Source organism: Streptomyces sp. NPDC050145, from assembly GCF_044460245.1.
Classification (GTDB): Bacteria; Actinomycetota; Actinomycetes; order Streptomycetales; family Streptomycetaceae; genus Streptomyces.
The window spans coordinates 284,066-307,875 of sequence record NZ_JBITJS010000011.1 but is presented as its reverse complement, the minus strand read 5'-3'; the positions used below and the strand labels follow the sequence as shown (position 1 = coordinate 307,875).

The following is a 23,810-nucleotide window of genomic DNA, read 5'->3' as shown; positions in this document are numbered from 1 at the left end:
TCCACGGTCAGGTCATCAGCGAAATGCCGGTCACCGGTCGCGTCCGGCACGTACTTCACGGTGACAACGATCCTCAAGCTCACGCCGGCTCTCCTACTGCAATCGTCTTGTACTGGGCGCACCCCAGCTGCCTGCGGCTGACTTCGCCTTCTTGCAGGCAGCATAGGCGCCTGAAGCGGACTCTTCCGGTCGGGGCGGCCCGCGCTCCGAACGAAATATTACTCACCAGTAGTACATCCGCAGACGGCTCACTAAGCAAGCGCTTTGCGGTGTGACATGCCCAACGCTCCGTAGTCGCGCGGACCGGGAACTCTCAGTCGCGCAGACCGTTGAAGCGACCCTGGTGGTAGAGGAGCGGGCGGCCGGCTCCGGCCGGGTCCCCGCAGACCGCCTCGGCGAGGACGATGCGGTGGTCGCCGGCGGGCACGCGCGCGATGACCTTGCAGACGAGCCAGGCGAGGACGCCTTCGAGGACCGGCACCCCGTGCGGGCCCTCGAACCAGCGGGTGGGCTCGCCGAAGCGGTCGGCGCCGCTCCTGGCGAAGGTGCCGGCGAGGTCGGCCTGGTGGTCGCCGAGTATGTGCACGCCCACGTACTCGGACTCGGCGACGGTGGGCCAGCTGGAGGCGCCCAGGCCGATGCCGAACGAGATCACCGGGGGCGTGGCGGAGACCGAGGTGAGCGAGGTGGCGGTGAAGCCCACGGGTGCGGCACCGGCCGCCGTGATCACCGCGACGCCGGCGGCGTGCTGCCGGAAGACGGAGCGGAGCAGATCGGGCGTGGCGGGGAGAGCGGTGCGCAGATCGGGCGAGGCCGTCATGGAATTGTCCTTCTGCTGGAGGTGCGAGCGGGGTCCGTGGCTGCGTCAGGAGCCGGGACAGCGCGCGCTGGAGCACCTCGCCAGGTCGACGTGGACCCGCTCGAAGAGAAGGAGTTCCCAGAACATGAGGTCAGACTGACGATGCGTGACGCATGCAGTCAAGTGCGTTCCGTCATCTGGGAGCAGCGTCACGTGCGCGAAGGAGGCGTCACGGGGGCGACCGCGGCGCCGAGCGCCGCGATGACGTCGGCCTTGCGCGGCTGCCCCGCCGCCCGGCGGACCTCGCGTCCGCCCGCGTCGAGGACCAGCACGGTGGGCGTCTTGAGGACGCCGACGGCCCGTACGAGGTCGAGCCGGTCCTCCGCGTCGATCTCGATGTGCGAGACACCCGGGACCATGGCCGCGACCTCGGCTAGTACCCGCCGGGTGGCCCGGCACGGCGCGCAGAACGCGCTGGAGAACTGGACCAGCGTGGCCCGCTCCCCCAGTGGCGTCGCCAACTGCTCGGCGCCCAACCTCACTTCACCTGCGGCCACGCCGCCCTCCTTCACCCACGTCCCTGTGTGCAGCGCACAATCGTCTCTGCTGATTCCCGCTCACGTGACAAGGATCTCGCGTGGCGCAGGAACCAGGACTGGTCACCCGGCCGTTCATGGGGCACGATCTGCGCAAGCCGGAAAACCTACGGCTGCGTAACTTACGGCCGGGAACGCCTCCACCAGGAAGCGGATTCCCCAGGCAATCAGAAGGGTCCACCCCCTCCATGGCAGAGCTCGTCTACCGTCCGGTCATCGGCGTCGCCAAAACACTGTTCAAGGCGCTCGACCTGAAGATCGACTGCCAGGGCTCGGAGAACATTCCGCGCTCGGGCGGCGCCGTCCTGGTCAGCAATCACATCGGCTACCTGGACTTCGTCTTCGACGGCCTGGCGGCGCTGCCACAGAAGCGCCTGGTCCGTTTCATGGCCAAGGAGTCGGTGTTCCGGCACAAGGTCTCCGGTCCGCTGATGCGGAGCATGAAGCACATCCCCGTGGACCGCTCGCAGGGTGAGCACGCGTTCCAGCACGCGCTCGCGTCGCTGCGCTCCGGCGAGGTCGTGGGCGTCTTCCCGGAAGCGACGATCTCGCAGTCCTTCACGCTGAAGAGCTTCAAGACCGGTGCCGTGCGCCTGGCACAGGAGGCCGGTGTGCCGCTGATCCCGATGGCGCTGTGGGGCACGCAGCGGATCTGGACGAAGGGCCGTCCGCGCAACTTCAAGCGGCAGCACATCCCGGTCACGATCCGGGTGGGCGAGGCCATCGAGGCGCCGAAGGACCAGTACGCGGGCGCGATCAGCCGTCGCCTGCGCGACCGCGTGCAGGAGCTGCTCGAGGCCGCGCAGCGCGCCTACCCGGTCCGCCCCAAGGGCGCCGACGACACGTGGTGGATGCCGGCGCACCTGGGTGGCACGGCGCCGACCCCCGAGCAGATCAAGGCCGCCGAGGCGGGCTGAGTCAGGCCGGCAGCGCGTCGGGCAGGTGCTCCCAGAGGTGGGGGCGGTCCGGCGCGCCGCGCATCACGTCGAGCACGACCGGGTGCGGCGCGTCGTAGAGCCCCGGATAGTCGAGCTCCCCTGCCGCCGCGTCGGGCAGGAACGCCAGCCGCTCCTCCTCCAGCGAGAACCGGGCGTCGATCCCGCCCACGTTCCCCCGCACGTCCTGGCGGTGCCAGGCGCCGTGGAACCGTACGGCGACCAGACCGTGGACGCACCAGCCGGTCCCGGCGTCGTGCGTCAGCCGCTGGTAGCAGAGCGCCGCGGGGATGTCCTCGGCGCGCAGCAGGGCGGCCAGCGCGTGGGCCTTCGCGTGACAGATCCCGGTGCCCTGCGCGAGCACGTCGGAGGCGCGCCAGGTGACCCGGAGATCGCCGCTGTCGGCCGAGTGCGGGATGGCGTCGCGCACGAACTCGTAGGCCGCGCGGGCGTACGCGTAGGAATCGTCGGCGCCGCTCGCGAGACGGGCGGCCGTCTCGCGGACGAGCGGATGCCCGTGGTCGATCGCGTCGTCGGCCGCCAGGTACGCCGACAGTTCGGGATTCTGCTGGATCAGCTGCATGGCACGCGAGCATAGGAACGCGGCCGACCGTCAGTCAATGACTTTACGGTCGGCCGCATATCTATGCAGCGAGCGATGGCCGTCTAGCGCGCCATCTCCTCCTTGAGGGCCGCGACGAAGCCGTCCACGTCCTCCTCGCGGGTGTCGAAGGCACACATCCAGCGCACGTCGCCGGCGGCCTCGTCCCAGAAGTAGAAGCGGTACTTCTTCATCAGGCGCTCGGAGACGTCGTGCGGGAGCCGCGCGAACACACCGTTGGCCTGCACGGGGTAGAGGATCTCGACGCCGTGCACGGCGCGGACGCCCTCGGCGAGGCGCTGGGCCATCTCGTTGGCGTGCCGGGCGTTGCGCAGCCACAGGTCCTTGGCGAGCAGCGCCTCCAGCTGCACCGACACGAAGCGCATCTTCGAGGCGAGCTGCATCGACATCTTGCGCAGGTGCTTCATCTGGCGCACCGCGTCCTGGTTGAGGACGACGACGGCCTCGCCGAACAGCGCGCCGTTCTTGGTGCCGCCGAGCGACAGGATGTCGACACCGACCGCGTTCGTGAACGTCCGCATCGGGACGTCCAGGGACGCGGCCGCGTTGGCTATCCGCGAGCCGTCGAGGTGCACCCGCATGCCGTGGCGGTGGACGTGCTCGACGATCGCGCGGATCTCCTCGGGCGTGTACAGCGTGCCCAGTTCGGTGGACTGCGTGATCGAGACGACCTGCGGCATCGCGCGGTGCTCGTCGTCCCAGCCGAACGCCTGACGGTCGATCAGCTCGGGGGTGAGCTTGCCGTCGGGCGTCGGGACGGTGAGCAGCTTGAGGCCGCCCATCCGCTCCGGGGCGCCGCCCTCGTCCACGTTGATGTGCGCGGACTCGGCGCAGATCACCGCGCCCCAGCGGTCGGTGACCGCCTGGAGCGCGACGACGTTGGCACCCGTGCCGTTGAAGACGGGGAACGCCTCGGCCGTGGGGCCGAAGTGGCTGCGGATGATCTGCTGGAGATGGTCCGTGTAGTCGTCCTCGCCGTACGCGACCTGGTGACCGCCATTGGCGAGGGCGAGGGCCGCCATCACCTCCGGGTGGGCTCCCGCGTAGTTGTCACTCGCGAAGCCCCGGATCGTGGGGTCGTGGTGCCTGCGGGCGTCGGTCTTCGGAGGGTTCACGGCTTCTCGGTCAGCCACAGACGGGTCCCGTTCAGATCGGCGGCGGGCCGGTCCCAGACCCCGGTGATGGCCTCGGCCAGCTCCTTGACGTCCGTGAAGCCCGCGAACTTCGCGTTGGGGCGTTCGGCGCGCATCGCGTCGTGCACCAGCGCCTTGACCACCAGGATCGCAGCAGCCTGCTGCGGGCCCGCGTCGCCCCCCGCCTTGCGGAAGGCGTCGCCCATGGCGAGGGTCCACGCCTCGGCGGCGGCCTTGGAGGCCGAGTACGCCGCGTTGCCCGCGGTCGGCTTGGACGCGCCGGCGGCGCTGATCAGCAGGTAACGGCCGCGGTCACTGCGGGTGAGCGCGTCGTAGAAGGCCAGCGAGGTGTGCTGCACCGTGCGGATCAGAAGCTTCTCGAGAAGGTCCCAGTCGGCGAGGTCGGTCTCGGCGAAGGAGGCGCTGCCGCGCCAGCCGCCGACGAGGTGGACGACGCCGTCGACCCGGCCGAAGTCCTTCTCCACGCGGTTCGCCCAGTCGCGTGTCGCGTGCAGGTCCAGGAGGTCCACGGTGTCACCGATGACGGTGGCGCCGCCGTGCGCGTAGCGCGCCTCGTCGACCGCCTCCGCGAGCCGCTCCGCGTTCGCGTCGGCGCCGATGACGGTGGCGCCGGCCTCCGCGAGCCGCTTCAGGGTCGCCCGCCCGGCGGGGCCCGCCGCTCCGGCCACCGCGATCACGGCACCGTCCAGCACGTTCCCGGTCGTGTGGGTGTCGGACATGGCTTCCGCCTCCTGGGTTCCCGTGTTCTCGGCGTGGCTCACGCGGCCACCTTCTCCGCGCTCGCCGCCGTGATGCCCTTGGTGGACGCGATCACGGTCTTGAGCTTCTTGGAGAGCGCCTCATAGAACATGCTGAGCGGAAACTCGTCGGGAAGCACGTCGTCGACCAGCTTGCGCGGCGGCTGCGTCAGGTCCAGGGCGTCGGGACCCTTGGCCCAGCGGGAGCCCGGGTGCGGCGCGAGGTACGTCGAGACCAGGTCGTACGCGGCGAACCAGTGGACCAGCTTCGGGCGGTCGATGCCGTCGCGGTACAGCTTCTCGATCTCGGCGCACAGCTGGTTGGTGACCTCGGGGGCCCGCTGCCAGTCGATGTGCAGCTTGTTGTCCGTCCAGCGCACCACGTCGTGCTTGTGCAGGTACGCGAAGAGGAGCTGGCCGCCGAGACCGTCGTAGTTGCGGTTGCGGTCGCCGGAGACCGGGAAGCGGAACATCCGGTCGAAGAGCACGGCGTACTGGACGTCACGGCCGTGCGCGTTGCCCTCGGACTCCAGCTTCACGGCCTCCTTGAAGGCGGTGAGGTCGCAGCGCAGCTCTTCGAGGCCGTACATCCAGAACGGCTGGCGCTGCTTGATCATGAACGGGTCGAAGGGCAGGTCGCCGTGGCTGTGCGTGCGGTCGTGGACCATGTCCCACAGCACGAACGCCTGCTCGCAGCGCGCCTGGTCGCCGACCATCTCGCGGATGTCCTCGGGCAGTTCGAGCCCGAGGGTGTCCACGGCGGCCTCGGTGACGCGGCGGAAGCGGGCCGCCTCGCGGTCGCAGAAGATGCCGCCCCAGGAGAAGCGCTCGGGCGCCTCGCGCACAGCGATCGTCTCCGGGAAGAGGACGGCCGAGTGCGTGTCGTACCCGGACGTGAAGTCCTCGAAGGTGATGCCGCAGAACAGCGGGTTGTCGTAGCGGGTGGCCTCGAGCTCGGCCAGCCAGTCGGGCCACACCATGCGGAGCACGACGGCTTCCAGGTTGCGGTCCAGGTTGCCGTTCTGCGTGTACATCGGGAAGAGCACCAGGTGCTGGAGCCCGTCGCGGCGCTGCGCGGCCGGCTGGAAGGCCAGCAGCGAGTCCAGGAAGTCCGGGACCTGGAAGCCGTCCTCGGCCCAGCGGCGCAGGTCGGCCACGAGCGCCTTGTGGTACTCGGCGTCGTGCGGCACCAGCGGGGCCAGCTGCTCGACGGCGGCCACGACCCGGTCCACCGCCTGCTCGGCGACGGCCTTCGCCGGGGCGCCCTCCGCGTCGAAGGCTATGGACCCGTCCTTGTTCTGCCAGGTCCTGATCTCCTCCACGGCGTCCTTGAGCACGGGCCATGCCGGGTGCTCCACCACCCTGCCGCCACCCGAACCGGCCGGAGGAACGTTCCCCTCCATAGCCGCCTGCACAAGAATTTCCGTCATGTCCCATCCTCCACGGGAGAACCTCGCGTATGGACACCGTATGCATGCGAGGTTCTTCCGAGCAAGGGGAGCCAGTGGAAATTATCCTGCGCTACCCCCAGTGGCACCGCTGTTTTTCCTGTCGGAGAGGGTCGAAACGATGACCTCTGTCACAGCGGAGTGAGCCGCGCGGGCGTCTTCGAGGAGCTGGGGAAAGCCGTAGAACCCGTGGAACATGGCCGGAAAGTGGCTCTCGCCGACCTCCACCCCGGCCTCGCGCAGCGCCGACGCGTAGGCCCGCCCCTCGTCGCACAGCGGGTCGCAGCCGGCCGTGACGACATGGGCGGGCGGCAGCCCGGAGAGGTCCTCGGCGAGCAGCGGCGAGACGCGCGGATGGGCCGGATCGCCGTCGGGGCCGAGGTACTGCTCGCGGAACCAGGCGCAGGCGGCGGTGGTGAGGAAGTACCCCGAGGCGTTGTCCGCGTACGAGCCGGAGCGGCCGCGGGCGTCGGTCGCGGGGTAGACGAGGATCTGCCGGGCGATGTGCGGGCCGCCCTCGTCGCGGGCGATCTGGGAGACGACGGCGGCGAGGTTCCCGCCCGCGCTGTCCCCCGCGACGGTCAGCGTGTCCGGGTCCGCGCCGAGGTCCGTCGCGTGGTCCGCCGCCCAGCGCACGGCGGCGTACGCGTCGTGGACGGCGGCCGGGAACGGGGACTCCGGGGCGAGCCGGTAGTCGACCGAGACGACGACGGCCCCGGCGTCGGCGCACAGTGCGCGGGCCGTGCCGTCGTGACTGTCGAGCCCGCACAGGACCCAGCCGCCGCCGTGGAAGAACACGACGAGCGGGCGCGTCTGTTCGCTGCCTTCCGGAACGTAGATCCGGACCGGGATCGGCGGGGCGCCCGGCGGCCCCGGTATCTCCCGGTCCTCGACCCCGCCCACGTCGGGGACGGGGAGCGGGGACGGCGGGGTCGCGGCGAGGATCCGGCGGGCCTCGACGGCGTCGGTCACCGCGCCGCCCACGTCGGGGAAGAAGGCGGCGATGGCGTCGACCAGCGGCCGGGCCCCGGGGTCGAGCCGGTCGGGGGCGTCGGCGTTCATGGCGGTCATGGGGCGGCTCCGGGTGAGTGGTGGAGTGGTGGGGTGGCGGGTGGACGGGGAGTGCTCGGGGTGACTGTGGCCCGCCGGGACTGCATGAGGAAGCCCCGTGCGCGTCTCGGGGCGCCGCCGAGGGGGTTGCGGGTCTTCGCCGGGTGCGCGATGCGGTGGGGCGCTTGGGCTACAGCGCCGCCGCCATAGGGTCCGGGGATCGTCGCCGGGTGCCGCCGGGTGGGGCTTCTCGCGCAGTTCCCCGCGCCCCTGGCGGGGCGCCTCCGCCCCGGCACGTCGACAACACCGCCGGACGCGCGGTGCGGCGGGCCGGTCGGCTACAACGCCGCCGCCACAGGGTCCCGGGATCGTCGCCGGGTGCCGGCCGGTGGGGCTTCTCGCGCAGATCCCCGCGCCCGGCACGTCGACAACACCGCCGGACGCGCCATGCATTCGACCTTCGCTGCGGCACTGTCGCCCGTCTCACGTCAGGAAGATGGGCGCTCGGTGTCCCTGAAGTGCGGGATGACCTTCTCGCCCCACTGGCGGAGGGTCTCCAGGCACGCCTCCTGCGGGACCGTGCCCATCTGGATGAGGCACATGATCTCGTCGGCGCCCGCGTCGATCAGGCGTTGCACGTAGGCGATGGCGTCCTCGGCGGTGCCGTAGGCGTGGTCGGCGTTGAAAGTGGCGGTGGCCGTGGGGCGGACCGGGATCCGCTGTTCGTGCAGCCGGGCCACGACCTGCTCGGCCGCCTCGCGCATCGCCGCGGCCTCGTCGGTGCCCTCGACGACGGCCTCGTCGGGGACTCCGGCGCCGCCGTACCAGTGCCCGATGGACTGGGCGAAGAACCGCTGGCCCCGGATGCCGACGGCGCGGGCCGTCTCGCGGTCGTCCAGGACGATGGTCGGGCACAGCACCGAGAAGTGGTCGTTGACGACGGAGGAGACGAGGCGCTCGGGGCCCCGGGCCGCGATCGCCGCGTCGTAGGCCGTGCGCATCTCGGCGATCGACTCCGGGCCCGCGAAGCCCATCACGAGGGCGCCGACGCCGAGTTCGGCGGCCTGGCGCAGGGTCTCGGCGCGGCTGCAGGCGAGGAAGAGCGGGGGGTGCGGGGTCTGCGCGGGACGGGGCAGGATCGGGTGCGGGTCGATGTCGAGGAGCGGGCCGTGGTGCTCCAGCTCGTCCTTCTCCCAGGCCTTGCCGATGATCCGCAGGGCCTCCTCGACCTCCTGCGTGGTGCGCTCCTTGTCGACGCCGCACAGGCTGGTCTCCTGCTCGGTGCCGCCGCGCCCGGCGCCGAGGTCGAGGCGTCCGCCGGAGAGCAGGTCGAGGGTGGCGGCGCGTTCGGCGACGCGGGCCGGATGGTTGAACCGGAACGGCATGCAGACGACGCCGTGCCCGATGCGGATGCGGGAGGTGCGGGCGGCGACCCAGGTCAGGAAGATCTCGGGCGCGGACATGTGGGCGTACCACTTGAGGGAGTGGTGCTCGACCGCCCAGACGCGGTCGAAACCCATCTCCTCGGCGAGGACGGCCTGTTCGACGCAGTCGTGGAAGAGCTGGTGCTCGCGCTCGACCGTGGGGTCGGCGAGCTGGGCCTCGAAGATGACGGAGAACTTCACGTCCCCTCCCGGGGTTCGGTCCGGTCTTCCTCGGACGACGGGGGCTGTCGCACGCCGACAGCCCGGTATATGACGAGTCGTTACATGACGGCCAGTCATACTTGGGAAGAGGCGCGGCGGAAATTCGGGTGCGGACCGGTCCGTCGCGCGATTACGGTGACGGCGTCCAGGTGCGCAGGAGCGGGCTACTTCGTTTTGGGAACGGGTTGTCGCGGGTTCGAGTCCCGTCGTCGACTTCGGGTCGGCGTAGCTCAGTCGGTAGAGCACCATGTCGCCTGCTCCGACCCTGATCTCTGGACACCGGACGCGAGCCGTCCGCCCACGGGGGATTCCGGGCGGACGGCTTCGTCAGTTCCAGGGTTCCTGTGCGGGGTTCTCACCCAGCAGCCGAGCGGCCGCCTCGCAGAGGTCCTGGCCGTAGAGCTGGTTGCTGCCGTACGCGGACCCCCAGCGCTCGGTCGCGGCCTGGGCCACGGCCCGCCAGGTGTACTCCCCGTCCACCCGCCAGGCACGGATCTGCCGCGCCATCTCCGTGGTGAGGTGCTCCGGTTCGGCCCGATGGTTCGCCATGCCGCCGACCCTAGGAACGGGCCCCGCGCGAGCGCCATCGGATTTCGGGCGCGGCACCGCACCCCGCGCCGCCGCCACCCTCCCGGGGCACCCCGCTCCCTCCCTCACGCCCTAGGCTGGCCCCTCGCACCGCAAGAACCTCAGGAGTGCCCGTGACCGACCCCGCGCCCTCGTACCCCTACGCCGACGCGTCACCCGAACCCCACCCGCTGCTCGCGCCCGTGCTCGGGCTGCTCGGGACCTGGCGGGGCCGGGGCGCCGGGGAGTATCCGACGCTGGAGAGCGGGTTCACGTACGGGCAGGAGGTCACCTTCAGTCATGACGGGCGGCCGTTCCTGCAGGTGACGGCGCGGGCCTGGATCACCGACGGGGAGGGCGGGCCGGTGCGGCCGGCGGCGCGGGAGAGCGGCTGGTGGCGGCTGCAGCCGGACGGCCGCATCGAGGCACTGATCACGCAGCCGACCGGGATCGCCGAGGTCGCGGTCGGATACGCGGCCGACGGCACCGTCGATCTGACGGCGCAGCAGGTCGCGCTGACCCCCACCGCGAAGCACGTCGAGGCGACCCGGCGGCGCTACACCCTGACCGACTCCGGCGCGCTCGCGTTCGCGCACGACCTCGCGGCGGTGGGGCAGCCGCTGCAGCACCACCTGTCGGCGCTGCTGCACCGGGTCGACGCCGCGTAGCGGGCCTCTTGCGTCTACTCCCCCGGTCACCTTCAATGCGGACGCATGCCGACCACGCCGCTGCCGCCGACCGCCTGGGCCGTCCTCGGGCTGCTCTCCTTCCCCGGTGAGCGGACCGGGTACGAGCTGAAGAAGTGGGCGGACGCGTCCCTGCGGTTCTTCTACGGCGCCCCGGCCTTCAGCCAGATCTACGCGGAGCTGCGGCGCCTGGAGGAGCTCGGCCATGTGACCTCGCGGCGCTCGGGTCCGCAGGAGCCCCGTACGAAGCGGTCCTACGCGATCACCGAGCAGGGCCGGGCCGCGCTCGCCGCCTGGGCGGACGGCGAGCACGAGGTCGATCCGGTGGCTCTGCGCCATCCGGTGGTCCTGCGCGTGTGGCTCGGGCATCTGGCCACGCCGGAGCGCCTGGAGACCCTCGTGCGGGAGCACGTGGCGCGCACCGAGGGCGAGTTGAAGGAGGTGCGGGACGCGCTCGCGCGGGCGGACGGCGTCGAGGCGTGGGCCCACCCGCAGATCGCCCTGCGCTGGGGCGAACGCCGTCTGGAGGCCGAGATCGAGCTGTCCCGGGCGATGCTCGCGGACCTGGCCGCGCTCACTCCGCCCGAACACCCTGCGCGCGCCGCACCTTGACGCGTCCGGCTCCCGCGCGGGCGGCGGCGGCTAGGCTGCGAGGGCTGTCGCCGGCGTGCGGCGGCGTGTCACCGTCGACGGAAGCGAGACCACCTTGAACTTCCTCACCATCGGCCATCGCGGAGTCATGGGTGTCGAACCCGAGAACACGCTCCGTTCCTTCGTCGCCGCCGAGCGGGCGGGGCTCGACCTGATCGAACTCGACCTGCACCTCAGCAAGGACGGCGCGCTCGTCGTCATGCACGACGCGGACGTCGACCGCACGACCGACGGCAGCGGCCCGATCGCCGGGTACACCCTCGACGAGCTGCGCGCCTTCGACGCGGGACGCGGCGAACGCATCCCCGTCTTCGAAGAGGTCCTGGACGCGGTGAGCGCGCCGCTGCAGGCCGAGATCAAGGACACGGCGGCGGCCCGCGCGCTCGCCGAGGTGATGCACCGCCGCGACCTGGTCCACCGCGTCGAGGTGATCTCGTTCCACGACGAGGCCGTCGCGGAGATCGCCCGCCTCGTCCCGGGCGTGCGCACCGCGCTGGTGGCCAGCCGGTACGGCACGGACGTGGTGGAGCGGGCCGTGGCGGTGGGCGCGGGCACGCTCGTCCTCAACATCCGGCGGCTCACCCAGGAGATCGTGGAGCACGCCCGCAAGGCGGACCTGCGGATCATCGGCTGGGTCGTGAACACGCAGGACGACCTGCGCCTGGTCCGCGCGCTCGGCCTCGACGGCGCCACGACGGACTACCCGGAGATCAAGCGCACGGGCCGCTTCACCGCATAGGCCCCGGGGCGGGCTCAGACCAGCGGCTTGACCAGCAGCTCGAACTGCAGGTCGGCCCGCTGCGGCACGCCGAAGCGCTCGTCGCCGTACGGGAAGGGGCTCAGCTCCCCCGTACGGCGGTAGCCGCGGCGCTCGTACCAGGCGATCAGTTCCTCCCGCACGGAGATCACCGTCATGTGCATCTCGGTGACGCCCCAGCTCTCGCGCGCCGACCGCTCGGCCTCCGCGATGATCACCTTGCCGAGTCCCGCGCCCTGGAGCGCCGGGCTGACCGCGAACATGCCGAAGTAGGCGTGCGGGCCGCGGTGCTCCAGCTGGCAGCAGGCGACGAGCGCGCCGTCCCGCTCGACGACGAGCAGCCGGCTCCCCTCCCCCTCGATGACGTCGAGGACGCCCTGCGGGTCGGTCCGCTGCCCTTCGAGGATGTCCGCCTCGGTGGTCCAGCCCACCCGGCTGGAGTCGCCGCGGTAGGCGGACTCGATCAGCGCGACGAGCGCCTCGGTGTCGGCCTCCGTGGCGTCACGGAAGACCAGGTCACCGGTGGCGGAGGTGGGGGCGACGGTCATGGGACGGCTCTCCGATCTCGTACGGGGCTCCGGGGCGGGCGGGCCCGTGGGCGCCGTCGAGCCTAACGCGCGCGCACTACGCTGCGTCGGCATGGTTCATGTACTGAGCAGCCGGGTGCTGCTGCGGCCCGTCGACCCCGAGCGGTCGCGCGTCTTCTACGGTGAGTTGCTGGGCCTCGGCGTGTACCGCGAGTTCGGCACCGGGCCCGAGCGGGGCACGGTGTACTTCCTCGGCGGCGGATTCCTCGAAGTGTCGGGGCGGGCCGCGGAGCCGGTGGCGCAGCCGGTGCGGCTGTGGCTCCAGGTGGCGGACGTGCGGGCGGCGCACGAGGAGCTGGCGGCGCGCGGGGTGCGCGTGCTGCGGGAGCCGGTGAAGGAGCCCTGGGGGCTGGTCGAGATGTGGATCGCCGATCCGGACGGCCACGAGCTCGTGCTCGTCGAGGTCCCGGCGGACCATCCGATCCGGTACCGGCCCGGCATCTGAGGCCCGGCGCGCCGGGGCGCGAATTGGCGCATTTGACATGCGAGCCGGCCGGTGAGGGCACAGGATGTCGCTGAGTCCGGGGATTGATCCGTGCCGATCGGGAGAACCGTGACCGGCGCGGACCCATGTCCCCGTCCGCCCCGCTCAGCCCAGGAGAGAGCCGAGATGACCGCTCCCCGGAACACCAAAGCTCCCCGCAAGTCGACCGTGCCGCGGATCCTGATCGTCGGCGGCGGGTTCGCCGGGATGGAGTGCGCGCACAAGCTGGAGAAGGAGCTCGAGCCCGGCGAGGCGGTGCTCAAGCTCATCAGCCCCACCGACCACCAGCTGTATCTGCCGCTGCTGCCGCACGTCGCGTCCGGTGTCCTCACCCCGCAGTCCGTCGCGGTGCCGCTGCGCCGGATGGTGCGGCGTGCCTCGATCATCCCCGGGGGCGCGGTCGGGGTGGACCCGGAGGCCAAGGCCGTCGTCGTCCGGAAGATCAACGGCGAGACGATCGTGGAGCGCTACGACCATCTCGTGCTGACGCCGGGCAGTGTGACCCGGCAGTTCGACATCCCGGGCATCGACGAGTACGCGGTCGGCGTGAAGACGCTCGCCGAGGCGGCCTGGATCCGCGACCACGTGATCGCCCAGCTCGACCTCGCGGCGGCCAGCTCGGACCCGGCGGAGCGGGAGGCGCGGCTACAGTTCGTGGTGGTGGGCGGCGGATACGCGGGGACGGAGACGGCCGCGTACCTCCAGCGGCTGACCACGGCGGCGGTGAAGCGGTACCAGGGTCTGGACCCGCGGCAGATCAAGTGGCACCTGGTCGACGTGGCGCCGAAGCTGATGCCGGAGCTCGGCGAGCGGCTCGGCGACAAGGCCATGGAGATCCTGCAGAAGCGCGGTCTGCACATTTCGCTCGGGGTGTCCGTCGCGAAGGTCACGGCGGACACGGTGACGCTCACCGACGGCCGCGAACTGCCCTGCCACACCCTCATCTGGACCGCCGGTGTCGCGCCGAGCCCGCTGATCGCGACGCTGGGCGCCGAGACGAACCGGGGCCGGCTCGTCGTCACGCCCGAGCTGACGGTCCCCGGTCTCGACGGCATCTTCGCGCTCGGCGACGCGGCGGCGGTCCCGGACATCGTGAAGGGCGGCGACGCGATCTGCCCGCCGACGGCCCAGCACGCGATGCGTCAGGGCTGGGCGGCTGCGCGCAACGTCCTCGCGGCCGTGCGCGGCACCCCGCTGACCCCGTACCGCCACAAGGACCTGGGCCTGGTCGTCGACCTCGGTGGCATCCAGGCGGTGTCGAAGCCGATGGGCGTGCAGCTGACCGGCCTGCCCGCGCAGATCGTGGCGCGCGGCTACCACCTGGCGGCCCTGCGCACGGGCCCGGCCCGTTTCCGTACGGCGGCGAACTGGGGCCTGAACGCGGTCGCGGGCGACGACTTCGTGCGCACGGGCTTCCAGCGCAACCGCCCCGCGACGCTGAAGGACTTCGAGATGACGGACGCGTATCTGTCCCCGGAGGAGATCCACGCGGCGGTGACGGACCAGCTCAAGGACCGCTCGATGTCCCCGCAGAAGCCGGACCTTCCGGCGAGCGAGGCGCGGTAGTCCCGGTCAGGCGCGGGGGGTGAGGCCCCCGCCCAGGCGGCCTTCGAGCTGGGAGAGCAGTGCGCCCAGGAGACCGGCGAGTTCGGTGTCACGGCCGTCGGCCAGGCCGCTGAGCACCGATGCCTCGTAAGCGAGCTGGCGCGGCAGGACGGCGTCCACGACGGCGCGGCCCTCGTCGGTCAGGCTCAGGTGGGCGACCCGGCGGTCGCGGGTGTCGCCGCGCCGGGTCACGAGTCCGCGTTCCTGGAGGGACTTCAGGCGTTTGGTGACGGCGGCCCCGGAGGAGAACGTCTCGCGTGCGAGGTCGCCCGGTGTCAGCTCGCGGCCGGTCCGGCGCAGGGTGCCGAGCAGGTCGAACTCGGGACGGGTCAGTCCCGCGTCGCGCAGCGGGGCGTCCTCGGCCTGCTGCAGCAGCGCGGCGCACCGGTTGATCCGGCCGATGATCTCCATCGGCGCGGTGTCGACATCGGGACGTACGTCCTGCCACTGCCGCACCACCGACGACACGGTGTCAAAGGGAACCCCGTCCGCACCACGCTGCACACTCATCCTCGCCTGCCCACACCTTCCTCTGCGGCCGCACGTCGGACGACCGCAGCGAGCGTACGATGCCCGCTCTGTTCCACGGCGAGCACCCGCTCCTCCGGCAGGGCCCGCTGCCACCATTCTCCGGCCGCGGTGTCGGCCGCGGCGCGCAACGCGACGAGGGTCGCGGCGAGGGTCCGCCGTGCGGTCTCCAGCGCGGCGGATCCGGGCGTGTCGAGCGCCAGTGTGCGCTCGGCCGTGGCGCGGGCCTCCTCGGCGGCGCTCAGGGCCCGCTCGATGTGGTCGCCGGCCCGCCGGTTCGTGACGACGAGGGCGGCGACGATGCCGAGGAGCGCGCCGACCAGCGTGTCGACGATCCGCTCGGTGATCAGCTGTCCGGTCCCCTGGAGCCGGGTGAACTCGGTGACGAGCAGCGCCATGGGCGTCACGGACAGACAGCCCAGCCAGTAGTTCCGGCTCATCAGCGCCTCGGCGCCGAAGATGAGGACGAGACAGGTCACGACCAGCGCGGCCTTGCTCGTGTGGGCGAGCGGCGCGATGGCGGCGAACACCAGGACTCCGCCCACGTTCCCCACGACGCGCTGGACGCCGCGGTTCCAGGTCAGTGTCACGTTGGCCTGGTAGATCGAGGCCGCGGTGACCAGCGCCCAGTACGGGCGTCCGATGCCGAGCGCGAGGGAGGCGTACCCGGCGAGCGCGCAGCCCAGGAACGTGCGCAGCCCGATCGGCACCAGCGCCGAGCCCGGCCCGATCCGCCGCCACAGCGACGGCCGGCCGCTCTCCGTCTCGGCCTCGACGCCGAGCAGTTCGTCGTCGAGGCCCGGGACCCGTGCGGGCCGCGGAACGGCGCCCGCGCCGCGCAGCCCCTCGGCCCAGCCGCGCAGCAGTGCTGCGTCCGTGTCGCGGGGTGCGGCGATGGCCAGTTCGGCGCGGACGACGAGGCGCTCCAGGGCCCGGCGGGCCTCGCTGCGCTCCCCCGTGGCGAGCAGCGACTGCCAGGCGGCGTGCACGGCCGCGGCGGCGGCGCCGCGCCCGGCGGTGTGCTCGGGGCGCTCGGTGTAGGAGGCGGCCGCGTGCAGGGCCCGCGCGGTCGCCCGGCGCTCGGGCCCGTGGGGCCGCACGAGCGCGGGGGCCATGCCGACGAGCCAGGTGATCGCGCCGGCGCCGAGCATCAGCGCGAGGTGTCCCGGCACCTCACCGAGGGTCTGGGGCGTGAACAGCATGGCGGAGCTGATGAACGTGAAGATCAGGTTTCCGGGCGAGCCGATCCCGGTCGCGTCGCAGAGCACCTTCTGAGCGGCGGCGAGCAGGGCCCCCACGGCGACGAGGATCACGGCGGACGAGGTGGCCGAGGCGGCGACGAGCGCGACGGCGACGCCCGCGAACATCCCGCCGACCACCCAGGCGAGGGCGCGGGCTCGGGCCGCGTAGGGGAGGTTGTGCCCGTACAGGGCGCAGAGCGAGCCCGCCATCGTGTACATCACGAGGTCGAGCCGGCCCAGGGCGAGCAGCGTCAGGTTCGGCACGGCGGCCGAGACGGCGGCGCTGGTCGCGGGCTTGAACCAGATGTCCACGGGCTTCCTGGGCCGCAGCAGCCCGGCCAGCGGGAGAGGCCGGACGGAGGGGACGCGTGAGGTCGTGGGAGTGCTGCTCATACAAAAACCTTAACAGATGTTTCACTAGTAAAACACCTGTGAATGCTTCCCTGCGCCGCCATACGCGCCCGGCGACCCGGGCATCCCCCAGGAGACCCGGCACACAGCCGACGGACGAGGGGGACCGAGGTGCACGGACCGCAGTCGGCCGCATGGCTGCTCGTCGCGCTGTGCGCGGCGACCGGCGCCTACTGCCTGCTGCGCAGACGCGGCGGGGACCAGGACGAGCGCCGCACGGCGGGCGCCGAGGCGCTCATGGGGTTCGGGATGGCGCTGATGGCCGTCCCGGCGGCGGTGCTGACCCCGCCGCGCTGGGCCTGGCTGGGCTACGCGACGGTGTTCGGCGCGGCCGCGCTGCGCGCCCTGTGGGCCGCCCGCCGCACCGACCACCACCTCCACCATCTGATCGGCACGTCCGCCATGGCCTACATGTCGCTCGCGATGGCGGCCCGTCCCGCGGCCCACGCCCACCACACCGGCGGCACGGGCTCCCCCGCACTCACCGCCACGCTCCTCGTCTACTTCACCGGATACGTCCTGTGGGCCGGACTGCGCCTGGTCCCGGCCACCACGACCGCCGGGGCGCCCGGCACGGTGACGCTCGCCTGGGGCCGGCGTCCCGAACTGGCGCGGGCCTGCCGCCTGTCCATGGCGATCGGCATGCTCGCGATGCTGTTCACCATGTGACGCGACACGGTGAACGAAACCGTGTCCTACGTCACTTGGCGCGCCGGACCGTACCGCCGGGTAGCCCGCGCCTCATAGTCTGACGGGCATGACGGTCCCCGTAGCGCTGTTGCTGCTCGGCGCCTTTGTCGCTGTCGTCGCCCCGCGGCTGCTCGCCCGCGCCGACTGGACGGAGCGGGAGCCGATCGTCGCGCTGTGGGTGTGGCAGTGCGTCGTGGCGGCCGTCCTCCTGTGCTGCGCCCTGTCCATGACGCTGAGCGCGGCCTCCGCCTGGCAGGCCGTGCGCGGCCGGCTCTTCGCCCCCGCACCGCACGGCGTCGTGGAGGCGTACGCGCTGCGCGCCCCCGGCCCCTGGGCCGCGACCGTCGCCGTGACCCTCGCGCTCGGCGGGGTGTGGACGGCGGCGATGCTGGTGCGGGAGGTGCGCCGAGCGCGGTCCCGCCGCAGACAGCGCAGGGCCGAACTACTCGTCCGTGCCCCGCTGTTGCCCGGCGAGGAGCCCGGCGCGGAGCGCCTCGTACTCCTGGAGGCCGAGCGCCCCGACGCCTGGTGGCTCCCCGGGCCGGCCCCTCAACTGGTCATCACCACGGCGGCGCTGCGTCGCCTGAAGGGGCATCAGCTGGACGCGGTGCTGGCGCACGAGACGGGCCACGCCCGCTGGCGGCACGACTGGCTGCTGCACTGCTCGGGCGCGCTGGCCTCGGGCTTCCCGCAGGTCGGGGTGTTCGCCTCGTTCCGCGACCAGATGCACCACCTGGTCGAACTGGCCGCGGACGACGTGGCGTCCCGTCGCTTCGGCCGGCTGACGATCGCGCTCGCGCTGGTCGAACTGAACGAGGACCGCGGGGTGTTCGGCCCCTGTCCCACCCCGCAGGCGCACGTCCCGCTGCGTGTGCACCGGCTGCTGGCCCCGCAGTCCCGGCTCAGCCCGGTCCACCGCCTGCGCCTGACGGCCGCCGCCGCGCTGATCCCGCTGGTCCCGCTCCTGGTGGCGTTCGTCCCGGGGCTGCGCGCGCTCGGCTAGGGCCTGATCCGAACGAGAGGCCCCAGCCGCTCCGGGCTCGACTCGCGCCGCGTCCGCCCGCACCTTTACGGTCCGCGCACAGCCCCATGGGCGAGGATCTTCCCCATGCACCCGGCACGGCTCGACTCCCCGCACCGGCCTCGCGCCTCCCGCCCCGCGCTGTGGACCCTGGCCGCGCTGACGCTCGCGAACGCCGTGCTGCTGGTGCTCGTGGCGGTGCGCTGGGACCCGCTCATGGACGCGGACGAGGACGTCGCCCGCTCCCTGCACCGCGCGGCGGTCGCCGACCCGGGGCTCACGCACGCCAACCGGATCCTGACCGACTGGGTGTGGGACCCGTGGACGATGCGCCTGCTGTGCTCGCTGGTCGTCCTGTATCTGCTGGTGCGGCTGCGCGCGGCGGTCCTCGCCGTCTGGGCGGCGGTGACCTGCGCGGCCGGCACGCTGCTCCAGCAGGTCCTCAAGACGGCGGTGGACCGGCCGCGCCCGGTGTGGCCGGACCCGGTGGACTCCGCGCACTACGCCGCCTATCCGTCCGGGCACGCGATGACGGCGACGGTCGTCCTCGGACTGGTCCTGTGGCTGTTCCGCCGCCACGACGCGCCCGTCACCCTGTACCGGGCCGCGCTCGCCGTCACCGTCGTCTCCGTGCTCGGTGTGGGCCTGACCCGGATCTGGCTCGGGGTGCACTGGCCGTCCGACGTACTGGGCGGCTGGCTGCTCGGGGCGCTCACGGTGGCGCTGTCGACCATCACGTACGACGCCCGGAGCGCGCGCCGGGGCCGCCCTTGACCGCGCGTCCACCGGCCCGCAGGATCGCCCGCATGACGATCAAAGCCGTGCTCATCGACTTCTCCGGCACCCTCTTCCGGGCCGAACCGACCGCGTCATGGCTGCGGGCCGCGCTCGACGCGCTCGAACTGGAGCTGCCCGCCGCCGAGTTCGAGGAGGCGGTGGCCGCCCTGGCCGAGATCGGCGCACAGCCCGGCGGCGTCACCCACCCCGTCCGCGTCCCCGAGCACCTCGCCGGACTCGTCGCCGCCCGCGACGTGGACGCCACGCGGCACCGCGCCGCGTTCACGGGCCTGGCCCGCGAGGTGCCGCTGCCCGACGACCGGCTCTACGACCTCCTGTACGACCGCCACATGACCCCCGACGCCTGGCGGCCCTACCCGGACGCGCTGCCGGTCCTCGCGGCGCTCCGGGAGCGCGGGGTGCCGGTCGCCGTGGTCAGCAACATCGGCTGGGACCCGCGCCCGGTCTTCGCCGCGCACGGCCTGGACCCGTACGTCGACACGTACGTCCTCTCGTACCGGCACGGGGTGACGAAGCCGGACCCGCGGCTGTTCACGGCGGCGCTCGAGGCGCTCGGGGTCGCGGCGGGCGACGCGCTGATGGTCGGGGACGACCGGAAGGCCGACGGCGGCGCGGCGGCGGTGGGCTGCACGACGTACTTCGTGGACCATCTGCCGGCCGACGAGCGCCCGGACGGCCTGCGCCCGATCCTCGACCTGATCTGATCTGATCTGATCTGATCTGATCTGATCTGATCTGATCTGATCTGCTCCGATGGCCCGGCCCGGCCGCGGCGGTCAGTGACCGTCGCCGCAGACTCCGGAGTGGTCGCAGTACGGCTGGTTCGCACTGCGGCCGCAGCCGCACAGGGTGGCCCGCACCTCGGCGGTCTCGGACCCGTCGGCGGCGCGGACGCGCAGGTCGCCGCGGAGGACGAGGCGGCCGTCCGCGGCCCGTTCGACCGTCGTGGCGGCGGGCGGCACCTCCACGGTCCCGTCGACAAGCTCGTAGCGCAGCGCGCCGGAGGGGCAGCGGCGCACGACGGCCGCGACCTCGTCGGCGGGCGCCGCGTCCGGCTGGATCCACGGGCGCGCGGCCGTGTCGAAGACCTGTGGGAGTCCGCGCACGCACTCGGCGGCGTGCAGACAGCGCTGCCCGTCGAAGCTGACCGTGATCAGGTTGCCGCGGTAGGGCTTGCGGGTCACGACTCGTATCCCTCGACCTCCGCCGAGGGGCGCACGCGCGCGTCGTCGGGGTCCTCGCCGAACTCGGCCTTGGCCCGCCGCTGGCGCAGCAGGTCCCAGCACTGGTCGAGCGCGCGCTCGACGTCGGCCAGGCGCTCGCGCTCGGTGGCGGCGTCGATGGTCCCGTCGGCCAGGGCGGCGCGCAGCCGCTTCTCGTCGTCGACCATGGTGCTGATCCGGCCGAGGATCTCCTGCTGATCCATGTCGCACGCCTCCTCGGGTGCTCGGGAACCCGCCCCTCGCCACTCTAGGAAGCTTCCGGCGACCCCGCGCGTCAGAGAGATCCGCAGAGATCCCGGGGCGAGCCCGCAGTGATCCCGAAAACATGACACCGGCCTCCAGGCGGCGCCGACACCGTCCGGAGGCCGGTGGGTGGCACGGCCGCGCCGAGGCGATCCCCCGCGTCGCCCCGGCACAGCCGCCCCGCCCGGGCACACCGCACCCGAAGGCCGGTGACCGGGCCGCGCTGAGTATAGTTGGCTGCGAGCCAGTCAACGCAGGAGTCAAGGATGTCCCCCCGCAGCGCATCGGTCAATGAGGAGTTGCGACGGCGTTCCCGCGAGCGGCTTCTGCAGGCCGCCCTGGAGCTGGTCGAGGAGCGCGGTTACGACGCGACGACGCTCGGCGACATCGCGGACCGCGCCGGTTCGGCCCGCGGCCTGGTCTCGTACTACTTCCCGAGCAAGCGGCAACTGCTCCAGTCCGCGGTGCACCGGCTGATGAACCGGACGCTGGAGGAGGCGCTGGAGCGGGAGCCGCGCACCGAGGACGGCGACGAGCGGCTGGCCCGCGCGATCGACGCGATCCTGGGCCTCGCGCGTGACCATCCGGTGCTGATGCGCACGCACATGGCGGTCCTGCTGCAGTCCGAGGGCTTCGTGCCGTGCGTCGAGCAGCAGCGGCTGTCCGAGATGCTCCAGGACACGGTGCGGCGGCACGGCTCGGCGGACGTGGAGCTGGACTATCCGATGCTGCGCGCCCAGCTGATGGGCTCCGTCTTCGCGATCCTGCTGCCGGGGGCGCCGATGCCGGTGCGCCGGATGCGGGCCGAGATGTTCCGGCGGTACGGGCTCGCGTGGGAGCGGGGCTTCCCGCCGGACGACGACGTCACGGATGACGTCGCGTCCGGGGAAAGCCCCGCCCCCGGCCGTACGGCCGATTTCTCGCGCTACTTCGAGCCGTTGCGGCCCGCCGGGCGACCGGCGGACCCGCGGGCTCAGTCGAAGTAGTCCGGCTGCGTCTGGACGTTGAGCTCGTCCATGCGGACCCGCTGCGCGGGGTCGGTGCGCCGGTCGCTGAGCTTCAGGACGTCGAAGCCCTTGGCGATGTCGTTCGAGTAGATGTAGCCGTTGTAGTAGTACGCGGACCAGGAACCGCCGGTCCTCATCGTGTCGGTGGTCAGCGGGCCGCGCTCGAAGTAGCCGATCTCCTTCGGCTGCGCGGAGTTGGTGAAGTCCCAGACGGAGACACCGCCCTGGTACCAGGCCTGGACCATGATGTCCTTGCCCTTGACCGGGATCAGCGAGCCGTTGTGCGCGACGCAGTTCTCGGTGTCGGCCTGGTGGCGCGGGATCTTGAAGTAGCTCTTGAAGACGAGCTTGCGCTGGTCGCCCTTGCCGACGATGTCGTAGATGCCGTCGGCGCCGCGGTCCGGGCCGATCGCCGCGTTGCAGGTGGCGGCGCCGCCGCCGCCGAGCTCGTCGGTGAAGACGACCTTGTTCGCCTTCTGGTTGAAGGTCGCCGAGTGCCAGAACGCGAAGTTCACGTTGTCCTGGACCTGGTCGATGACCTTCGGGTGCTCCGGGTCCTTGATGGAGAACAGGATGCCGTCACCCATGCAGGCGCCCGCCGCGAGGTCCTTGGAGGGCAGGACCGTGATGTCGTGGCAGCCGGTGGTCTTGGAGACGCCCGGGTTGGTGGGGCCGCCCGGGTTGCCGCCGCCGTCGGGGCCGTCACCGGGGAACAGGACGGGGAAGCCGACGACCGCCGCCTTCTCCGGGGCGTCGCGCGGCACCTTGATCACGGAGATGCCGTCGTGCGGCGGCTGGCAGTCGGGGAAGGTGGCGCTGGGCGAGTACGAGGAGACGTACACGTAGACGTTCTTCTTCTCCGGCACCAGCGTGTGGGTGTGCGAGCCGCAGGCGGTCTCGACGGCGGCGACGTACTTCGGGTTGCTCTTGTCGCTGATGTCGAAGACCTTCATGCCCTCCCAGGACGACTTCTCGGTCGCGGGCTGGGTGGTGGAGGCGCAGGAGTTGTCGCTGCGGGAGCTGTCCGTGGACAGGAACAGCAGGTTCCCGGAGACGGTGATGTCGTTCTGCGAGCCGGGACACAGGACCTGTGCGACGGTCTTCGGCGCCTTCGGGTCGCTGATGTCGAAGATGCGGAAGCCGTCGTAGTTGCCGGCGAAGGCGTACTTGCCCTGGAACGCGAGGTCCGAGTTCGTGCCCGGCAGCGCGTCCTTGGGGATGTTGGTGAGGTGCTCGATGTTGGCGGAGTGGACGACCTCGTCCTGGCCGGGTATCTCGCCGGCGGCTATCGCGTCCTCGGCCTGCTTCTCCACGGTGCGCGACACCGACTTGGGCGCCTGGTTCCCGTCGCCCGGGTCGGGGGTGGCCGACGCGGGTCCTGCGGCGAGCAGCGCGGCGAGGAGCCCGGCCGCGGCCGTGGCAACTCCCAGGCGTCTGCGACGCGTTCGGGCGGAGTCCTGCAACAGGGTCACTGTGGTCTCCTTGGTTGACGGTGACGTCATCGATCCGTGAACAGTTCACGGATCCCCCGAGTATCGTCTTCCTCATGCACAGATCAACAGATGGCAACAAGCTCGTCATGAAACTGGCTGTTCCCACGTTGGTCGCGGCACTGGCGCTCGCCCTGGCCGGATGCGACGCGGGCGGCCCCGAGAGCGCGGACAAGGCCAACTCCCCTTCCGGCACCGGGCCTTCGGTCATCGCGCCGGGCAAACCGGGCGAGGCGGCGGAGACCCTGTCGGCGAAGGACGCGGAGGCGCGCGGCCCGGACGACACCCCGAACTCGGCCGATGTCGCGTACGCGCAGATGATGATCCAGCATCACGCGCAGGCCCTGGAGATGACCGAACTCGCCCCGAAGCAGGCCGACTCCCGGCAGGTCGAGCGTCTCGCGGAGCGGATCACGGCGGCGCAGGGCCCGGAGATCGCGACGATGCGCGGCTGGCTGAAACAGCACGGCCGCAAGGAGGCGCCGTCCGGCCATCACGCGCACGACGCGATGCCGGGCATGGCGACGCAGTCCCAGCTGAAGCAGCTCCGCGCGGCCCGCGGCAAGGCGTTCGACTCTCTCTTCCTGAAGCTGATGATCACACACCACCAGGGGGCGGTGACCATGGCCACGGAGGTGAAGGGCGACGGCAACAACGTCCAGATCGAGGAGATGGCGGACGACGTGATCGCCCAGCAGACGTCCGAGATCGAGCGGATGCGGCGGATGTGACCTGCGGCGGGCGGGCCGCGCCCGGGGCCCTGGAGAGCGCGGGGTGTCGGCGCACTCCCCCGGGGCGGCTCGCGGTGCCATGCTGAGAGGGAGCAGCGCACCA

General features: G+C 72.1%; 27 protein-coding genes and 1 pseudogene. 12 read left to right on the top strand and 16 right to left on the bottom strand.

Annotated elements, in window-relative coordinates; genetic code table 11:
* The 3 genes and pseudogenes from ACIBTU_RS23840 to ACIBTU_RS23830 form a co-directional block, all read right to left on the bottom strand.
* Positions 1 to 83, bottom strand: a pseudogene (locus ACIBTU_RS23840) (electron transfer flavoprotein subunit beta); the annotation flags it as partial.
* Positions 84 to 313: 230 nt separating this feature from the next.
* Positions 314 to 820 carry a flavin reductase family protein gene (locus tag ACIBTU_RS23835; protein WP_399128395.1) on the bottom strand — a complete coding sequence of 169 codons (507 nt, stop codon included), beginning with the start codon at positions 818 to 820 and terminating at the stop codon, positions 314 to 316.
* A 188-nt stretch (positions 821 to 1,008) separates the two neighbouring features.
* Positions 1,009 to 1,356, bottom strand: coding sequence for a TlpA family protein disulfide reductase (locus ACIBTU_RS23830; RefSeq protein ID WP_399128394.1), 348 nt, complete (start codon positions 1,354 to 1,356; stop codon positions 1,009 to 1,011).
* A gap of 227 nt (positions 1,357 to 1,583) precedes the next feature.
* Between ACIBTU_RS23830 and ACIBTU_RS23825 the strand changes: the two genes are divergently transcribed.
* The gene (locus ACIBTU_RS23825) at positions 1,584 to 2,312 is read left to right on the top strand and encodes a lysophospholipid acyltransferase family protein (RefSeq protein WP_399128392.1); all 729 of its coding nucleotides are present in this window, start codon (positions 1,584 to 1,586) and stop codon (positions 2,310 to 2,312) included.
* Between the two features lies 1 nt (position 2,313).
* Here ACIBTU_RS23825 and ACIBTU_RS23820 read toward each other — a convergent pair whose 3' ends face one another.
* The 7 genes from ACIBTU_RS23820 to ACIBTU_RS23790 all read right to left on the bottom strand — a co-directional run bounded on the left by ACIBTU_RS23820 (position 2,314) and on the right by ACIBTU_RS23790 (position 9,536).
* Entirely contained in the window at positions 2,314 to 2,913 is a 600-nt protein-coding gene (locus ACIBTU_RS23820; protein ID WP_399128391.1) for a transglutaminase domain-containing protein, read from the bottom strand.
* Between the two features lie 83 nt (positions 2,914 to 2,996).
* Entirely contained in the window at positions 2,997 to 4,067 is a 1,071-nt protein-coding gene (locus tag ACIBTU_RS23815; protein WP_399128390.1) for a threonine aldolase family protein, read from the bottom strand.
* The gene (locus ACIBTU_RS23810) at positions 4,064 to 4,825 is read right to left on the bottom strand and encodes an SDR family NAD(P)-dependent oxidoreductase (protein ID WP_399128405.1); all 762 of its coding nucleotides are present in this window, start codon (positions 4,823 to 4,825) and stop codon (positions 4,064 to 4,066) included. Before ACIBTU_RS23810 ends, ACIBTU_RS23815 begins: the two co-directional genes overlap by 4 nt.
* Before the next feature lie 38 nt (positions 4,826 to 4,863).
* Positions 4,864 to 6,273 carry a DUF6421 family protein gene (locus ACIBTU_RS23805; RefSeq protein ID WP_399128389.1) on the bottom strand — a complete coding sequence of 470 codons (1,410 nt, stop codon included), beginning with the start codon at positions 6,271 to 6,273 and terminating at the stop codon, positions 4,864 to 4,866.
* Positions 6,274 to 6,354: 81 nt separating this feature from the next.
* Positions 6,355 to 7,362 carry an alpha/beta hydrolase fold domain-containing protein gene (locus tag ACIBTU_RS23800; RefSeq protein WP_399128388.1) on the bottom strand — a complete coding sequence of 336 codons (1,008 nt, stop codon included), beginning with the start codon at positions 7,360 to 7,362 and terminating at the stop codon, positions 6,355 to 6,357.
* Between the two features lie 467 nt (positions 7,363 to 7,829).
* Complete coding sequence (locus ACIBTU_RS23795; protein ID WP_399128387.1) at positions 7,830 to 8,966, bottom strand: LLM class flavin-dependent oxidoreductase; 1,137 nt, start codon at positions 8,964 to 8,966, stop codon at positions 7,830 to 7,832.
* A gap of 348 nt (positions 8,967 to 9,314) precedes the next feature.
* Positions 9,315 to 9,536, bottom strand: a complete 222-nt coding sequence (locus tag ACIBTU_RS23790) for a hypothetical protein (protein WP_399128385.1) — start codon at positions 9,534 to 9,536, stop codon at positions 9,315 to 9,317.
* A gap of 152 nt (positions 9,537 to 9,688) precedes the next feature.
* Here ACIBTU_RS23790 and ACIBTU_RS23785 point away from each other — a divergent pair, with 152 nt between their 5' ends.
* From ACIBTU_RS23785 to ACIBTU_RS23775, 3 genes are all read left to right on the top strand, one after another.
* Positions 9,689 to 10,222: an FABP family protein gene (locus tag ACIBTU_RS23785; RefSeq protein WP_399128384.1), complete on the top strand. Its 534-nt coding sequence runs from the start codon at positions 9,689 to 9,691 to the stop codon at positions 10,220 to 10,222.
* 45 nt (positions 10,223 to 10,267) lie between these two features.
* On the top strand, positions 10,268 to 10,852 hold the full coding sequence (locus ACIBTU_RS23780) for a PadR family transcriptional regulator (protein WP_399128383.1): 585 nt from the start codon (positions 10,268 to 10,270) through the stop codon (positions 10,850 to 10,852).
* A gap of 94 nt (positions 10,853 to 10,946) precedes the next feature.
* Entirely contained in the window at positions 10,947 to 11,630 is a 684-nt protein-coding gene (locus tag ACIBTU_RS23775) for a glycerophosphodiester phosphodiesterase (RefSeq protein ID WP_399128382.1), read from the top strand.
* Between the two features lie 14 nt (positions 11,631 to 11,644).
* Here the strand turns inward: ACIBTU_RS23775 and ACIBTU_RS23770 are convergent, their stop codons facing one another.
* The gene (locus tag ACIBTU_RS23770) at positions 11,645 to 12,196 is read right to left on the bottom strand and encodes a GNAT family N-acetyltransferase (RefSeq protein WP_399128381.1); all 552 of its coding nucleotides are present in this window, start codon (positions 12,194 to 12,196) and stop codon (positions 11,645 to 11,647) included.
* Between the two features lie 91 nt (positions 12,197 to 12,287).
* On the opposite strand from ACIBTU_RS23770, the gene ACIBTU_RS23765 reads away from it, so the two are divergent.
* Positions 12,288 to 12,680: a VOC family protein gene (locus ACIBTU_RS23765; protein WP_399128380.1), complete on the top strand. Its 393-nt coding sequence runs from the start codon at positions 12,288 to 12,290 to the stop codon at positions 12,678 to 12,680.
* A gap of 165 nt (positions 12,681 to 12,845) precedes the next feature.
* Positions 12,846 to 14,285, top strand: coding sequence for an NAD(P)/FAD-dependent oxidoreductase (locus tag ACIBTU_RS23760; RefSeq protein ID WP_399128379.1), 1,440 nt, complete (start codon positions 12,846 to 12,848; stop codon positions 14,283 to 14,285).
* A gap of 6 nt (positions 14,286 to 14,291) precedes the next feature.
* Here the strand turns inward: ACIBTU_RS23760 and ACIBTU_RS23755 are convergent, their stop codons facing one another.
* Positions 14,292 to 14,834, bottom strand: coding sequence for a MarR family winged helix-turn-helix transcriptional regulator (locus ACIBTU_RS23755; protein WP_399128378.1), 543 nt, complete (start codon positions 14,832 to 14,834; stop codon positions 14,292 to 14,294).
* Complete coding sequence (locus ACIBTU_RS23750; RefSeq protein WP_399128377.1) at positions 14,831 to 16,486, bottom strand: FUSC family protein; 1,656 nt, start codon at positions 16,484 to 16,486, stop codon at positions 14,831 to 14,833. The genes ACIBTU_RS23755 and ACIBTU_RS23750 overlap by 4 nt, the downstream gene beginning before the upstream one ends.
* Before the next feature lie 129 nt (positions 16,487 to 16,615).
* On the opposite strand from ACIBTU_RS23750, the gene ACIBTU_RS23745 reads away from it, so the two are divergent.
* The 4 genes from ACIBTU_RS23745 (at position 16,616) to ACIBTU_RS23730 (ending at position 19,717) form a co-directional block, all read left to right on the top strand.
* Positions 16,616 to 17,173 carry a DUF5134 domain-containing protein gene (locus ACIBTU_RS23745; protein WP_399128376.1) on the top strand — a complete coding sequence of 186 codons (558 nt, stop codon included), beginning with the start codon at positions 16,616 to 16,618 and terminating at the stop codon, positions 17,171 to 17,173.
* An 88-nt stretch (positions 17,174 to 17,261) separates the two neighbouring features.
* Positions 17,262 to 18,197, top strand: a complete 936-nt coding sequence (locus ACIBTU_RS23740; RefSeq protein WP_399128375.1) for a M56 family metallopeptidase — start codon at positions 17,262 to 17,264, stop codon at positions 18,195 to 18,197.
* A gap of 105 nt (positions 18,198 to 18,302) precedes the next feature.
* Positions 18,303 to 18,989 (top strand): phosphatase PAP2 family protein, encoded by a 687-nt coding sequence (locus ACIBTU_RS23735; RefSeq protein WP_399128374.1) that lies wholly within the window; start codon positions 18,303 to 18,305, stop codon positions 18,987 to 18,989.
* A gap of 32 nt (positions 18,990 to 19,021) precedes the next feature.
* Entirely contained in the window at positions 19,022 to 19,717 is a 696-nt protein-coding gene (locus tag ACIBTU_RS23730) for an HAD family hydrolase (protein WP_399128372.1), read from the top strand.
* Between the two features lie 72 nt (positions 19,718 to 19,789).
* Here the strand turns inward: ACIBTU_RS23730 and ACIBTU_RS23725 are convergent, their stop codons facing one another.
* Complete coding sequence (locus ACIBTU_RS23725; RefSeq protein WP_399128371.1) at positions 19,790 to 20,197, bottom strand: (4Fe-4S)-binding protein; 408 nt, start codon at positions 20,195 to 20,197, stop codon at positions 19,790 to 19,792.
* Entirely contained in the window at positions 20,194 to 20,439 is a 246-nt protein-coding gene (locus ACIBTU_RS23720) for a DUF2630 family protein (protein ID WP_399128369.1), read from the bottom strand. The genes ACIBTU_RS23725 and ACIBTU_RS23720 overlap by 4 nt, the downstream gene beginning before the upstream one ends.
* A 306-nt stretch (positions 20,440 to 20,745) precedes the next feature.
* Here ACIBTU_RS23720 and ACIBTU_RS23715 point away from each other — a divergent pair, with 306 nt between their 5' ends.
* Positions 20,746 to 21,465, top strand: a complete 720-nt coding sequence (locus tag ACIBTU_RS23715) for a TetR/AcrR family transcriptional regulator (protein ID WP_399128368.1) — start codon at positions 20,746 to 20,748, stop codon at positions 21,463 to 21,465.
* Here ACIBTU_RS23715 and ACIBTU_RS23710 read toward each other — a convergent pair.
* The gene (locus ACIBTU_RS23710) at positions 21,453 to 22,988 is read right to left on the bottom strand and encodes an LVIVD repeat-containing protein (protein WP_399128367.1); all 1,536 of its coding nucleotides are present in this window, start codon (positions 22,986 to 22,988) and stop codon (positions 21,453 to 21,455) included. The two genes, ACIBTU_RS23715 and ACIBTU_RS23710, sit on opposite strands and share 13 nt — an antisense overlap.
* Positions 22,989 to 23,032: 44 nt before the next feature.
* On the opposite strand from ACIBTU_RS23710, the gene ACIBTU_RS23705 reads away from it, so the two are divergent.
* Entirely contained in the window at positions 23,033 to 23,707 is a 675-nt protein-coding gene (locus ACIBTU_RS23705) for a DUF305 domain-containing protein (protein WP_399128366.1), read from the top strand.
* The last annotated feature ends 103 nt before the right edge of the window (positions 23,708 to 23,810 follow it).

Bases quoted from the DNA above. Each gene is read 5' to 3' on its own strand.
- ACIBTU_RS23770 (WP_399128381.1), bottom strand. From the start codon at position 12,196: ATGACCGTCGCCCCCACCTCCGCCACCGGTGACCTGGTCTTCCGTGAC.
- ACIBTU_RS23740 (WP_399128375.1), top strand. From the start codon at position 17,262: ATGACGGTCCCCGTAGCGCTGTTGCTGCTCGGCGCCTTTGTCGCTGTC.
- ACIBTU_RS23730 (WP_399128372.1), top strand. From the start codon at position 19,022: ATGACGATCAAAGCCGTGCTCATCGACTTCTCCGGCACCCTCTTCCGG.
- ACIBTU_RS23825 (WP_399128392.1), top strand. From the start codon at position 1,584: ATGGCAGAGCTCGTCTACCGTCCGGTCATCGGCGTCGCCAAAACACTG.
- ACIBTU_RS23750 (WP_399128377.1), bottom strand. From the start codon at position 16,486: ATGAGCAGCACTCCCACGACCTCACGCGTCCCCTCCGTCCGGCCTCTC.
- ACIBTU_RS23735 (WP_399128374.1), top strand. From the start codon at position 18,303: ATGCACCCGGCACGGCTCGACTCCCCGCACCGGCCTCGCGCCTCCCGC.
- ACIBTU_RS23760 (WP_399128379.1), top strand. From the start codon at position 12,846: ATGACCGCTCCCCGGAACACCAAAGCTCCCCGCAAGTCGACCGTGCCG.
- ACIBTU_RS23805 (WP_399128389.1), bottom strand. From the start codon at position 6,273: ATGACGGAAATTCTTGTGCAGGCGGCTATGGAGGGGAACGTTCCTCCG.
- ACIBTU_RS23800 (WP_399128388.1), bottom strand. From the start codon at position 7,362: ATGACCGCCATGAACGCCGACGCCCCCGACCGGCTCGACCCCGGGGCC.
- ACIBTU_RS23765 (WP_399128380.1), top strand. From the start codon at position 12,288: ATGGTTCATGTACTGAGCAGCCGGGTGCTGCTGCGGCCCGTCGACCCC.
- ACIBTU_RS23705 (WP_399128366.1), top strand. From the start codon at position 23,033: ATGCACAGATCAACAGATGGCAACAAGCTCGTCATGAAACTGGCTGTT.
- ACIBTU_RS23810 (WP_399128405.1), bottom strand. From the start codon at position 4,825: ATGTCCGACACCCACACGACCGGGAACGTGCTGGACGGTGCCGTGATC.
- ACIBTU_RS23715 (WP_399128368.1), top strand. From the start codon at position 20,746: ATGTCCCCCCGCAGCGCATCGGTCAATGAGGAGTTGCGACGGCGTTCC.
- ACIBTU_RS23835 (WP_399128395.1), bottom strand. From the start codon at position 820: ATGACGGCCTCGCCCGATCTGCGCACCGCTCTCCCCGCCACGCCCGAT.
- ACIBTU_RS23780 (WP_399128383.1), top strand. From the start codon at position 10,268: ATGCCGACCACGCCGCTGCCGCCGACCGCCTGGGCCGTCCTCGGGCTG.
- ACIBTU_RS23820 (WP_399128391.1), bottom strand. From the start codon at position 2,913: ATGCAGCTGATCCAGCAGAATCCCGAACTGTCGGCGTACCTGGCGGCC.
- ACIBTU_RS23755 (WP_399128378.1), bottom strand. From the start codon at position 14,834: ATGAGTGTGCAGCGTGGTGCGGACGGGGTTCCCTTTGACACCGTGTCG.
- ACIBTU_RS23710 (WP_399128367.1), bottom strand. From the start codon at position 22,988: ATGACGTCACCGTCAACCAAGGAGACCACAGTGACCCTGTTGCAGGAC.
- ACIBTU_RS23790 (WP_399128385.1), bottom strand. From the start codon at position 9,536: ATGGCGAACCATCGGGCCGAACCGGAGCACCTCACCACGGAGATGGCG.
- ACIBTU_RS23720 (WP_399128369.1), bottom strand. From the start codon at position 20,439: ATGGATCAGCAGGAGATCCTCGGCCGGATCAGCACCATGGTCGACGAC.